This is a genomic window from Noviherbaspirillum sp. (assembly GCF_036846085.1).
In the GTDB taxonomy this organism is placed as follows: domain Bacteria; phylum Pseudomonadota; class Gammaproteobacteria; order Burkholderiales; family Burkholderiaceae_D; genus Noviherbaspirillum.
On the sequence record NZ_DAIUCO010000152.1, the window covers coordinates 1 to 12,172 of the forward strand.

The window sequence follows — 12,172 nt, forward strand, 5'->3', positions numbered from 1 at the left end:
GGTATGGGAAAACCAGACCGCGCCCGCACCGCACACCGCCATCGTGGTGCTCACGACGACGATCAGCCAGGGCCAGCGCGCCTCGCGCATGCCCGGCGGCTGGTTTGCATAAGCCGCTGCCTGCGGCGTGGGTGTCGGGCCGGACGACTGGTCGTCCAGCGCCGCGATGGCGGAATGCATCAGGCTCACAGCAGTTTCACCTTCAGCACCATGATGAGTTCACGGCTGCGATGCGCCGATCCCTGCGCGCCGAACGCGCGGCCGACGACCGGTACATCGGACAGTCCCGGCATGCCGCTGTCGGTGCTGGAAGCATTCTGGTCGATCAGGCCGCCGAGGATGACGGTATCGCCATCCTTGATGTTCAGCGTGGTTGTCATGCCTTTGTAGCTCACCTTCGGCAGTGTCACGCGGTTGCCGCCGCCGACGTCGAGCAATTGCAGGCTGGCCGCGTCGACCTCGGTTTGCATCGGATGGATCATCAGGTCGACGTTGCCGCGATCGCTGATGAATGGCACTACGCCGACTACGATGCCGGCGAACACCGAATCGGTCTGCACGTCGGCAGTGGTGGTGGCCGCGCCGCCGCCGGGATTGGTAACGGTGACCGAGGATTTCGAAATGAAGCGGTTGCTGGTGCCGACCGACAGCAGCGCCGGGCTGTTGTTGCGCACGCGGATGCTGGGATTGGACAGCACCTTGACGTTGCCGAAGGTGCGTAGCAGGTTGAGCGCCGCGAATACGTTTTTGTCGCTATAGGCCACGCCGGTCGAGCGGCCGGACGGCGAGCCGACCGGCTGCGCCGGAAAGTTGATCGCCCGCGCCGGCAGGCCAATGTTGCCGGGGATAATCGCCGACATGGCGGAAGCGGTGGCCGGCACGCTGCCGACCGTCGCCGCGACATGGTTGCGCAGCAAGGTCCAGTCGACGCCGAACTGGAACGCATCGCTCAGTTCCACGTCGAGCAATTGCGCTTCGATCAGTACCTGGCGGCGCAACGCCGTCTTGTTGCGGTCGATCAGCTTCTCGATCGACCGGACCTGCGCCGGCCTCGCCTTCACGTACAGCGTGCCGGACGAGCGGTTGAGCGTATAACTGCTGCGGCCCATGCCGCCGTCAGTATCCTGCTTGTCACCCTTTTCCGACTGGCCCGGCTGGCCTGCCTTCAGGATGCCCTTGAGGCTGGCTTCGAGCTGATCGTAGGGCTCGACCTGCTTGCCGGTGCCGCCGCCGACCGAGATGTTGCTGCGCAGGACATCGCCACCACCGCCGCCCGCGCCGCCGGCCGAGGAAGTCGAGCCGAACACGTTGCCGCCGGCGGAGATGTCGACGTTCAGGCGGGAATTGAGGAAATCGATGTTGAAAAACCGTTCTTCCAGCAGGCTGATCTTGATGGTTTTGCCGTCGCTGGTGCCGGCAAGGTCGAAGGTCTCGAGAATGTGGCGGTACAGTTCGCGCGCCGTCACCCGGTTCAGGTAGAAGCTGGCGCGCTTGTCGATCGCCATGACTTCCGGATCGATCAGGATGTTGGTCTTGGACTGCTCCGACAGCACATGCAGGATCGCCGGCAGTGTTGCGTTCTGCAACTTGATGGTGACGACAATGTCTTCCAGCGGATCGTATTGCGGCGGCACCGCTTCCGGTACCGGGGCGACATCGCGCTTTTCGATCTGCTGCAGCCAGGCTTCGCGCGCGGCTGCCAGCTTCGCCGATTCCTGGGCAAGGTTGTCGGTCATGGCCTGCAGCGTCATCCGGTCGGTGTCGGCGATATTCGCCAGGCTGCGCTGGGTCGGCGTGGTGCATGCACCGAGCAAAGTCATGCCGATCATGGCGCAGAGCGCCGACCGGGTCAGAGAAACCGTGTTGTTTTTCATTGAGTTTTTCACAAGTCCGCCGTGTTTTAGTGATGCAGTCGCGCCAGTAGCGCATAGAAGCCGAAGGCTTCGGTCGTATCGTCGAAGCCGCTGTCCGCCGCCCGTGTCGGCGCTGAAAAGCAGCGTCCTGTGCCGGGCAGCGATTGATGGATGCCGTCGAAGCCGCGCCCGTCACCGTCGCGGTCGGCGCCCGGCAGCGTCACCACGAATGCCGGATTGCTGCGCACGCTGCTGCAATCCTCGGCACCGTTGGCGGCGCCGTCACCGGTTGTGTAAGGCTGCGAATCCGACAGTCCCTGCGCGGCCGCGGTGCGCAGCGCGTGCAGGAAGTCGGATCGCGCCGCATGGGCGGGGCTGCCCGCCGGGTCGCCGGTGTATTCCCGCGCGGCGGCCAGGTCTGCCGCGGCATGGCGATAGACGCCGTACAGTGCGCGCGCCCCGGGCGCCGGCATCGGCAGTCCAACCGCCGAGTACGGAAACATGCCGACCCGGTCGGTCGCCGCGCAGATGCCGCCGGTGCCTTCATGGCCGCTGTTGTCCATGCTCGGGCATGGCAGGCGGAAGCGGCCGGCGGCGAAGGCAATCACCGCCTCGTTCAGCGCCGTCGCGCTCGCCTGCACTGATATCTGCTGGTTCGCCCGGTCCGCCAGCCGCGCATAGGCGGCAGCGCCGGTCGCGGCCATCAGGCCGATGACCGCGATCGTCAGCGCCATCTCGGTGATGGTGAAGCCGTGCGCGTACCTGGCATGACGTTTCATTTTTTCGTTCCGCCCGCATCGGGCGCGGGCGATGCAGGAGGGATGGGAAGTACCGGTGCCGGCGTGCCGGGCTGATTGACCGACACATCGTTGCGCAACTGCCCCTGGAGCTGCTGCATTTGCGCCATCTGTGCACGCAATTTGTTCATGTCGGGACCGCCCGGCTTTTTGGCTTCGCGCTCCATGTCCTGCGCCAGCTGCTGCATCTGCTGCGCCTTGTCGAGGTTGCTGCGCACCGCCGGAATATTGACACCGGCCACCACCGGCGCGCCTTCGATTTCCTGCAGCTTGGCCAGGGTTGCATCCACCTGTTTCGCATCGGGCTGCTTGCCTTGCTGCGTCTGCCGCAGGATGTCGGCCTGAAGCGCATGCAGTTCTGCCAGACGCTTCTCTTTTGCCTGCTCGCCGGCCGGCGCGGCCGCACCGGATGCCTGCGAATGATTCATCCATGGAGCGGGCGTGTTGGCGGCTGGCATGCTCCCGTTTGTGGCGGTTTGCGGCGCTGACGGCTGGCTACCGGGAAAGGTATTGGCCCCGGTGCCGGCAGTGCCCGTTCCCGCCGGCGCGCCGCCCTGCGCCGGTACCGGCGCGGATACGCCGGGGATGCCGGGCTGGCGCGGGTCTGGCATGAGCACCAGCGCGGCTACCAGTACGATCAATAACGCGATGCCCGCGACGATCCAGTTCTTCACTTTGCGCCTTCCTTGCGTTGCCGCGTCACGCCGCCAACCGGGCGCGTCGGCAGCGCCTGCAGCGTCGTGCGGCGGCCGCGGCTTTCAAGGACCACGCGCTCGGCATCGATGGAAACCACGCGCATGCCATTCGACAATTCGTCGCCGACGCCGACCAGGTCGCCGTTGACGACCGCCTTGCGCATGTCCTGCGAGAGATAGATGAGCGATACCGCCGGCTCGGCTTCCGGTTGCGGTGCGGCCCTCGCCGTGGACGACGCGGCGATTGCCGGCGGCGGCTCCACGCCGATAGCCAAAGGCGCGGTCGCGAATGCGTTGGACGATGCCAGCCGATTGAGCCGGCCGAACGCGTCTTCCAGGTCACGCAGGCGCGCCATGGCGGCGGACGTCGCCGAGTCGGCCGCCGGTGCCGCAGGCTCGGCAATCATCGGCCGGGGCTGCGCCTGCGGTCTGGCGACCAGGACGGCCACCGCGCCCAGCACCAGCAGTGCGGCGAGGTTCAGGAGGATGGCGAGATACTTGATCATTGCGGCGCTCCTTCGGTGCGCCGCACCAGGTAGGAAAAGAAACCGGGCTGCTGACCCTGCCCGCCAGTGTCTTCCGCATCGATGCGATAGCCGGCGGTGCGCATGGCTGCCACAAACCCTGCCAGCGCCTGACCGGAAGCACCGCTCGCCGGCACGCCGTCGACCCGGTAGACGCCGTCGGCCGCCACCATCCGCACGCGCATGATGCGCACCCGCTGGTCGGCAGCGCCGCGCAGCGTGTCGAGCAGGCCGAGCGCGTCCGGGCTGCGCAGCGCCGCGGCCATGCCATCGAGAAGATGCAATGTCGGGTTGTGCTTCACCAGCAGTTGGCCGGCAGGCACATCCAGACCGGCGGCATCCTGTTCCAGCGTGGTTGCGCGGGCGGCGGTCTCGAATGCGCGGGCATTCAGACGGGCGGTTTCCGCGCCGAGATAGGCTGCGGCGGCAAGCAGCGCGATACCGGCGACGCCGATCAGCGCGGCCAGCGGCTTCTTCGCCTGCTCGGCAAAGAAGGCCGCGCGCTCGACCGGCGGATTGAGCGCGGCCGTCACCGGAAGGGATTCGAGCAGGGCCGGCGCGGCGCTGACCATGCTGCTGCCGCTTGCGTGGACATGCTCGGCCGGCATGCGGGTCAGTTGCGCGTTCAGCATCGCGGCCAGTGCCTGCGCCAATGCATCGGATGGCGACGACGCCATCACGTCGCACCATAGCAGCGTGGGCTGCAGCGGACGGTCCGGCCACTGCCTGGCGAGCTGATCGGCAAGATTGCCCAGCGCCGTGCGCATATCGTCGTCATCGTCGGAATACGCGGTCACCGTCAGGTACACCAGCGCATCGGCGTTCGACACCAGCAGGCGCAACTGCCGTCCGGCGGCGAAGACCACGATGTCGTGCCTGCGTGCCGCGTGCAGCATCGCCGACTCGGCGGTGTACAACAATGCCAGTGTCGGCTCGCCCTTCAGCCAGCTAAAGGTGGATTGCCATGCGGACAGCGGAATCGCACTGTAGAACACGCGGCTTCCGCCGCCGGAGGCGACGATGCGGTGAAGCAGGATGCGTGCTTCGGCATCGAGCATGCCTTCCGAACGCAACCGCTTCTCGATCACCGGACCGGCGAACTCGGTCTTGACGTCGACAGCCGCCACGCCGGCGATGGCACCGCCGAAATCGCCGAGGACGCGGCCAGGCGATGACAACGACGGCATGCCTGCGTGCACCTGCCAGTTGCCTCCGAGGCGGCTGATCCAGCGGCCGTCCAGCGAAAGAATCAGATCCTGTTTCATACGTCTTATTGCCCCAGGCGGAAATACATCATGCCGCGCAGTGTCAGCATCACAGGCTGGCGAGTGGTCTTCGGCATATCGAACAGCCCTTCATCGGGCTGCGTGACCGACAGCTCGAACTCTTCCAGCTTCATCACCTGGCCGGCATGACGCGCGGTGCCGGCGAGGATCTGGTTGACTTCGGTGCGCAGCAGGTTTTGCTGGCGCACATTGACGTGGCGTTCGCTCCATCCCTGCGGCACCATGCCTGCGGCATCGGCCTGCTGCTTGAGCTTGTCGGCGGAGGCAAGCAGCGCGCGGTTGATGTCCGCCCGTGCCTGCCGGCTGCGCGTCTGGACCATTTCCGCGTCGGCCGCCTGTACTGCCTGCCGTGCACTGTCGTGCGCCGAGCGGGCATAGGCAAAGGCCGCTGCGCCGGCGGCGAGCACGCAGACTGCGATGATCAGCAGCGCGTTGCCGGCACGATGTGTGAACGTGGCAGACATTATTGGTCCATCACCCAGTGCGCGGTGACCAGCATGATCTGGTTTTCATCGCGGTTCTGGCCGGTGCCCGTTGCCGTCGCGTTCGCTTCGGTGCTGGCATAGGTATTGTTGCCGGTCCACTCGACACCGGGCCGGTTGTTCGACGGTTCGCTGGCGTTGGTGGCGCTGTTCTGCATGCGGAAGCGGCCTTCGAGCGCGTCGGGCTTGCCGTCCACCATCTGGTCGAGATAGCGTGCGAGATCCGGCGTCAGCCCGCGTACCACCAGCACGTTGCCGGCGCCGCTGATGGTGCCCGGCGGATTCCACTGGAAGCACACCTGGATCTCGGCGATGTTGCCGTTGGAGTCGGTGTATTGGTAACGGTCTTCCTTGCCTTCGCCGCGTCCGGGCGGCATGCGGATGCCGATGCGCTGCATGATCTGGCGCAGGTTCTGCGCGGCCAGCTTCGGATCACCGGCGCCAACCGAATTTTGCGTGAAGCCCTGGCCGTTGCAGATGCGCAGGCCGGTGTTGGCATAGCTTGCCGGCACGCCGGGCAATGCGCCGTCCAGGTTGCCGGCGGAAGCTGTCGCGCCGCCAATGGTGGTTTCGTTACCGTTGATCATGCCGGTGGGCGCGACCTGGCTATCGCCGAGCAGCGTGCCGGTGCGCTGGTAGTAACCGTCGTAGGCCTTTTTCCATTCGAAGACGAACTTGTTGCCAACCTTCTGGTATTCGGCATTGCGCTGCACGTCCTTGCCGATCGACAGCGCACCGAGGATCAGGCCGATGATGACCAGCACGATGGCCATTTCGACCAGGGTGAAACCGCGCGCGTTGCGGCGCAGGGATGGTAGTGATGACATGGTGTTCTCCTGCGGATTACTGGTTCATCTTGTAGTGGGCGACGACGGTGATGACCTGGTCTTCGTCGCGGCCTGTCGGCGCATTCGCGGCAGCGCCTTGCGCTACGGTGTTATTCGTATTCCATTCGATGCCGGGTGCATTGGGTGTGCCGTTGGCCACGCCCTGCTGGCGGAACATGCCTTCCTGCGAGTCGGCCTTACCGTCGATCATCTGGTCGATGGAACGGGCCAGGTCCGGCGTCAGGCCGGAAATAACCATGACGTTGCCCGAACCAGATGCAGTTCCCGGCGGGTTCCACTGGAAGCAGACGCGGATCTCCTGCGGATTGCCGTTGCTGTCGAGGTAGACATAGCGGTCTTCCTGCCCTTCGGAACGTCCGGGCGGCATGCGCACACCGGCAACCTGCATGATGGTGCGCAGGTTAAATGCGGCGCCGGTCTGGGCCGTACCGGTCATGCCGGTGCCCACTGCACCGTTGCAGATCGGGGAGGATGCAGTCGTTACCGCCGTCATATTTCCACCCGAGACTTCAACGTTAGCGGCGACTGTGTAGTTCGCACCATTGACCATCAAGCGCGGCTGCACCTGGCTGTCGCCCGGTACCACGCCGGTGCGCTGCGTATGGGCGTTGTAAGCCACCACCCACTGGTCGATGAATTTCTGCTTCACCTTCTGGTACTCGGCATTGCGCTGCACGTCCTTGCCGATCGAAATCGCGCCCAGAATCAGGCCGATAATGACGAGCACGACGGCCATTTCGACGAGGGTAAAGCCCCCCTGAACCTTCTTTTTCATGTTTTCTCCAGTGTGCCGCGCGCCGCTTGCCATCCGCTGCCGGCGAGGCGTTTTCAGTGACTAAAAGTAGAGATTCAACGGCAACAAAATATTGCCGGCGATCAACAAATTTCAGAGGCGATGATAGCCATGGCCCTGAGACAGGCCAATACGACTTAGGTCTTACGCCGAGGCTGGCGCGCAACACGCATGGTGATTTTTAAAGTGGCAAGGAGGACGGCAAGGGACTTGATTCGCCGGGCTGCGTGCATGGCAAATGCAGGGGACACAGGAAGTGTGAGAGACGGGATCGCACTCGGGATCCGATATTGCAATACTGGTTTTGGGGGACTGATGCTGCCTGCTTCAGGTCCGCCGTGGTTAGAACATCGTCGCGGGCATCGGCTTTGCCGCCCTCCCCTATTAGACTGTCCACGACGAACTCAAGGACGGAACGCTGACACGGCTCCTGCCGGACTACACCGTCGAGGTGTGGGGGAACAAGCTGTACATGATCACCGCGCCCAATCTGTATCCGACGATGGTGGCGCGTTCACTGATGGAGTTCCTGAAAACACGCATCCAGTCCATTCCCCTTCCGCATGGCCCTGCCGAAAAATAGGCCTGCCGCCGATCAGCGGTTGACCTTGCCCCATAGGGGCACATCAGATCCGAGGGAGAAACTGCTCATCGCGCGTATGATGCCGCCGTGTTCTAGATAGATTGCACAAAGCCACCCACAGTCCCGGCGGCATCATGCGTCCTCAAACAATCGCTCCAATTCTTCCTTCCGGCCCACGTCGGCGATATGCAGTATCACCACGTTTCTGAGGCCATGCACCGGGTGGTGAGCGCGGTGCTTCGCAAACCAGAACACTTCGCTCGCCTCGTCATCATCGTGCGCTGTGGTGATGACCGACTGATCCTCGGGTACGTCTTCATAATTGAACGCTTCAAGGCTCGCTTCTTCGACCGACTCGGCCCAGGAACCGCATTCCTTTCCCCAGGCCATCATATGGCGGCATCTGGAAGACACCAGCCAGCGACTCACCTCCCATTGCCACATTTGCGGCACATCGGTTTCGATGAGGAGGATGGCCTTGAACGGGGAAAGCGTGTCGATCGCCGGCAGCGCCTCGTCCGGCTTCATGTGGAGGTAGGTAACGGAAGTTTTCAGCATTGCATTGACTTGGGGGCTTAATCTCTGCCGGGCGTGGATATCATTTCACAATCTGCCTGGCAGGACAATTGATAACAGGCGAAGTGCCATACGATTGAAGCAGAAAAAGACATCGACGGATTGGTCATGACAGAAACACCTTTGTGTAAAGGCATTTCCATATCTGCAGGATGACATAAACCATCACGTTGGACATACCATCTTGCTCGCCGGCCAAAAAATGTTCATTTTTCAAGCTATATTGTCGGTCACCTGCTGACGGATTCATCTGGCTAAATTTCATGGTAATGGCAACGACAACCAAAACCGAAATGCTGATTCGTGCCGATATGTGGCGTATGGATTGCCTTGAGTTAGTAAGGGACGTCGGGTTACCTGATTGGATGATTGTTGCCGGATTCGTGCGCAACCTGATTTGGGACCATCTTCATGGGCGGGATGTCTATACACTCTTGAACGATGTCGATGTGGCTTTTTTCGACCCTGCAGACTTGTCTGCAGATACCGAGCAGCGTATCGAATCGCACCTTAAGGCTGTCAGGCCTGCTGTCCGCTGGCAAGTTCGTAATCAGGCTCGCATGCACTTGCGAAACGGGCATCGACCGTATCGGAGTTCTGCCGACGCGATAAGCTACTACCCCGAGCTGCCGACGTGTATTGGCGTGCGGTTGACCGGGAATGATGCTGTTGAAGTCATTGCTCCGCACGGAATGGAGCATTGCTGGACAGGTACGATACGGCCGAATTCAAGGACCGGTTACCCGATCTCCGTTGTCCGGGAACGGGTCACGAATAAGCGTTGGCTGGAAATCTGGCCTGCATTGCGGATGGAGGAGAACAATGCGGTTTAACTTGCAAATGGACAGCACCGCGGTAAAAATGCGGGTGTCATTGCGGCGTTACGCGTCATCCAACCAGACCTTACAGGACCTCGCATGAAACACAATGCTACCGACCTCGAAGTGCTCGGCGCCTTGAACAAGCGCTTCATCCACAACTTCGTTACCAACGATGTGAATTCCCATGACGCGATACTCCACCCCGACTTTCGCGCCATCTATACCGCAGGCAATCATATCGATCGTGCCTCGTACCTGAAGCAATGGGCGACGGGCTTTGATCCGTCCGTCATCGTCTACTGGGACATGCGAGATCAGCGCATCAACGTAATTGGCGATGTCGCGCTGGTAAGCGCCACAAACCGGTGGATCCGGGTGCGCGACGGTGTCGAAACTATCGGGATGACCTGCTACACGGACACCTACGTTCGCACCGAAGGCACCTGGCTCTGCGTTCTCGCCCAGCTCACTCCTGTCGCCCCGGAGAACTTTCCCTCGGACGACACCATCGTCGTAAGGTACCTGCAGGGAGTGCGGCAGTAGTTGTCATCGGATGACGCCCTCGCTTGAGAGGCGTCCTTACACGACCGGCTGCTTTTCCCGGAAACTTCTTTACGTATCAACTTGATTTCAAGGACCATGGAAATGCGGGCGCCGGTAGCGTGGATCTTTTTCACAGCCGCGTTAGCCGCCACTGAAAGGAATTAAAATATGATCAAGATTGCCGTCGAGACGAATATTCACGCGCCGATTGACAGAGTGTGGCAGGCCCACACCACGCCAGACGACATAGTCCAGTGGAATGCCGCGTCCGATGACTGGCACCTTTGCGCGCCATGTCGAAGGCCGGAAATAGCATGCTGGCATGCAGACATTCTCAGCGGCACTGAAGCGTTTATCAGGCTCCTGGCTCAGGATCGATGCTCCATATCGGTTAGCTTTGTTTGACAACACTATCTTCCGGGACCTATGTATTCATCAACCTTCATTTTCGCCAAAGGGCAATACGACGACGAGTTCTTCCGGCTGGATGAAGCGATCGCTGCAGCCGCGAAGGAAATTCCCGGCTACCTCGGCGAGGAGACCTGGGAAAATCAAGCAACCGGTCTGGTCTCGAATGTGTATTACTGGGAGTCGCTCGAATCGCTGCAGGCTCTCATGACGCATCCAACGCACATCGAAGCGAAGCAAGCGCAGGGAAAGTGGCTGAATGGGTACCAGGTCATTGTGTCGGAAGTGATTCGGACGTACGGAGACGGGAAGATCAGCCATCCGGCGGGAAAATTCGGTGGCGCCCACACTTTGCCGGACACTGTCGCGAACCGTACGGCGACGTAAGCGTTAAAAGACCAACCAGTGGTTGCAATCGTCCTTCTTCCCGGCATGGATGGCACCGGAATCATGTTTGCAGAGTTCTCCTCCTGCCTGGGGGAACGAATCCGGCCGATCGTTGTGTCATACCCCGATCAACCTTTGGGATATGGCGAGCTCGAGGCATTTGTCCGGACTGTCCTGCCTAAGGATGAGCCGTTTGTATTGCTTGGCGAATCGTTCTCCGGTCCAGTCGCGATCTCGCTGGCCGCATCGAAGCCTCCGGGGTTGATCGGGCTGGTTCTATGCTGCACCTTCGCACGCAATCCGGTGCCGCTGCTTCTACCACTCAACCGCATCATTCACCTGCTGCCATTGCCGACGCGTTTTTCCAGCCTGGGTGCGCCATGGATGTTTGGGCAATGGTCGACTTTCAACCTGAAAGCGACTCTGCGCCACGCGTTGGCCCGCGTTTCCGTGTCCACGCTGCGAGCGCGCCTGCGTGCGGTTCTTGAAGTGGATGTATCGGAACGAATGAGAGAGGTAGGCGTGCCTGTTCTTTATCTGCAGGCATCAATGGACCGCATCATTCCGAAGTCCGCTTTACGTCATCTCCGATCCCTATCACCTCATGCCAGGGTCGTGGCATTGGATGGACCGCATCTGTTATTGCAGGTTTTGCCTGTTGAAGCAGGTAACTTCGTCGCAGGCTTTGCAGCCGAGGCGGCGGACGCTTTTCACGCATCGCCGCATGCCGGCGCGTCACGCTGGCGTACTGGATCGTCATCGCAACGGTGAGCGATGTATTGAGCCCTTTCATTGCCGGATCCATGCGTCACGAACAGCCGCCCAATACCGTCCTCCCTCGGCATCGCATTTCGTTCAGCTTTCACTCCAACGTAAAAAAGGCCGCAAGCGGCCTTTTTTCTTTCGCTTGACGAACGATTACCGCACCGGCGAATAATTTACCGGCACCCACACATAGCCTTTTCCGTTCGCGCGCACCCGGCCGATGCCGGGAAACGACAGATGCGAGGCGGCGACCAGGTAACCTTGCTTCGCAGCGTCCGCATAGGCTTTCTTGCGCTGTGCCGCCGCAGCCTTGCTGTCGGAGTCGAACTGGATTGTTACCGCCGGGTTGTCAAACTGGACCGCCGCCACGTGCATCAGGTCGCCCCACAGCATCATCTTTTCTCCCTTGCTCTCGACCGCGAACACGGCATGACCAGCGGTGTGTCCATGGCTTGCGATGGCCTTGATGCCGGGCACCAGGTCGGTATTGCCTTCGAAGGGTTTGAAGCGGTCGGCTTTTACATACGGGTTCAATGACGCCATTGCGCCCTGGAAGAAGCCCTTGGAGTCCGCCGGTGCCTTGTCAAGGTTGGCCTGGCTGAGCCAGAAGTCCGCATCATGCTTGTCGGCGCGCACGACGGCATTCGGGAAGGCCATCTTGTCGCCCGCCATCAGTCCGCCGACGTGGTCGGGATGCATGTGGGTGATGTAGATCTCGTCGACCTGCTCCGGCTGGTAACCGGCGGCTTTCAGATTGTCCAGCAATTTGCCAAGCGTCGGACCGAACAGTCCTGCGGCGCCGGCATCGACG

Annotated in this window: 16 protein-coding genes; 4 read left to right on the forward strand and 12 right to left on the reverse strand. The window is 61.7% G+C overall.

The window, feature by feature from the left end:
• The 10 genes from V7080_RS16745 to V7080_RS16790 form a co-directional block, all read right to left on the reverse strand.
• The coding region (locus tag V7080_RS16745) for a hypothetical protein (RefSeq protein WP_334189533.1) at positions 1–189 on the reverse strand (189 nt) is incomplete at its 3' end.
• The gene (gene mshL, locus V7080_RS16750; RefSeq protein WP_334189534.1) at positions 186–1,874 is read right to left on the reverse strand and encodes a pilus (MSHA type) biogenesis protein MshL; all 1,689 of its coding nucleotides are present in this window, start codon (positions 1,872–1,874) and stop codon (positions 186–188) included. The genes V7080_RS16745 and mshL, both read right to left, overlap by 4 nt.
• A gap of 26 nt (positions 1,875–1,900) precedes the next feature.
• A complete protein-coding gene (locus tag V7080_RS16755; RefSeq protein ID WP_334189535.1) occupies positions 1,901–2,632 on the reverse strand; it encodes a pilus assembly FimT family protein in 732 nt (243 codons plus the stop codon).
• Entirely contained in the window at positions 2,629–3,324 is a 696-nt protein-coding gene (locus V7080_RS16760) for a hypothetical protein (RefSeq protein ID WP_334189536.1), read from the reverse strand. Before V7080_RS16760 ends, V7080_RS16755 begins: the two co-directional genes overlap by 4 nt.
• The gene (locus V7080_RS16765; RefSeq protein ID WP_334189537.1) at positions 3,321–3,851 is read right to left on the reverse strand and encodes a hypothetical protein; all 531 of its coding nucleotides are present in this window, start codon (positions 3,849–3,851) and stop codon (positions 3,321–3,323) included. Before V7080_RS16765 ends, V7080_RS16760 begins: the two co-directional genes overlap by 4 nt.
• A complete protein-coding gene (locus tag V7080_RS16770) occupies positions 3,848–5,134 on the reverse strand; it encodes a hypothetical protein (protein ID WP_334189538.1) in 1,287 nt (428 codons plus the stop codon). The genes V7080_RS16765 and V7080_RS16770 overlap by 4 nt, the downstream gene beginning before the upstream one ends.
• Before the next feature lie 5 nt (positions 5,135–5,139).
• Positions 5,140–5,619, reverse strand: coding sequence for a hypothetical protein (locus V7080_RS16775; RefSeq protein WP_334189539.1), 480 nt, complete (start codon positions 5,617–5,619; stop codon positions 5,140–5,142).
• Positions 5,619–6,464, reverse strand: a complete 846-nt coding sequence (locus tag V7080_RS16780; protein ID WP_334189540.1) for a type II secretion system protein — start codon at positions 6,462–6,464, stop codon at positions 5,619–5,621. The genes V7080_RS16775 and V7080_RS16780 overlap by 1 nt, the downstream gene beginning before the upstream one ends.
• Before the next feature lie 16 nt (positions 6,465–6,480).
• Complete coding sequence (locus tag V7080_RS16785) at positions 6,481–7,260, reverse strand: type IV pilin protein (protein WP_334189541.1); 780 nt, start codon at positions 7,258–7,260, stop codon at positions 6,481–6,483.
• Positions 7,261–7,993: 733 nt separating this feature from the next.
• Positions 7,994–8,419, reverse strand: a complete 426-nt coding sequence (locus tag V7080_RS16790) for a DUF7684 family protein (RefSeq protein ID WP_334189542.1) — start codon at positions 8,417–8,419, stop codon at positions 7,994–7,996.
• Between the two features lie 281 nt (positions 8,420–8,700).
• Between V7080_RS16790 and V7080_RS16795 the strand changes: the two genes are divergently transcribed.
• A complete protein-coding gene (locus tag V7080_RS16795) occupies positions 8,701–9,270 on the forward strand; it encodes a nucleotidyltransferase family protein (protein ID WP_334189543.1) in 570 nt (189 codons plus the stop codon).
• A gap of 84 nt (positions 9,271–9,354) precedes the next feature.
• The gene (locus V7080_RS16800) at positions 9,355–9,801 is read left to right on the forward strand and encodes a nuclear transport factor 2 family protein (RefSeq protein ID WP_334189544.1); all 447 of its coding nucleotides are present in this window, start codon (positions 9,355–9,357) and stop codon (positions 9,799–9,801) included.
• Between the two features lie 141 nt (positions 9,802–9,942).
• Here the strand turns inward: V7080_RS16800 and V7080_RS16805 are convergent, their stop codons facing one another.
• Positions 9,943–10,209 carry a hypothetical protein gene (locus V7080_RS16805; RefSeq protein WP_334189545.1) on the reverse strand — a complete coding sequence of 89 codons (267 nt, stop codon included), beginning with the start codon at positions 10,207–10,209 and terminating at the stop codon, positions 9,943–9,945.
• A gap of 18 nt (positions 10,210–10,227) precedes the next feature.
• Between V7080_RS16805 and V7080_RS16810 the strand changes: the two genes are divergently transcribed.
• Together V7080_RS16810 and V7080_RS16815 are read left to right on the forward strand one after the other, a co-directional pair.
• Positions 10,228–10,596 (forward strand): antibiotic biosynthesis monooxygenase family protein, encoded by a 369-nt coding sequence (locus V7080_RS16810; protein WP_334189546.1) that lies wholly within the window; start codon positions 10,228–10,230, stop codon positions 10,594–10,596.
• An 18-nt stretch (positions 10,597–10,614) separates the two neighbouring features.
• A complete protein-coding gene (locus V7080_RS16815) occupies positions 10,615–11,367 on the forward strand; it encodes an alpha/beta fold hydrolase (protein WP_334189547.1) in 753 nt (250 codons plus the stop codon).
• 147 nt (positions 11,368–11,514) lie between these two features.
• Here the strand turns inward: V7080_RS16815 and V7080_RS16820 are convergent.
• On the reverse strand, positions 11,515–12,172 hold a 658-nt coding region (locus V7080_RS16820; protein ID WP_334189548.1), incomplete at its 5' end, for an MBL fold metallo-hydrolase.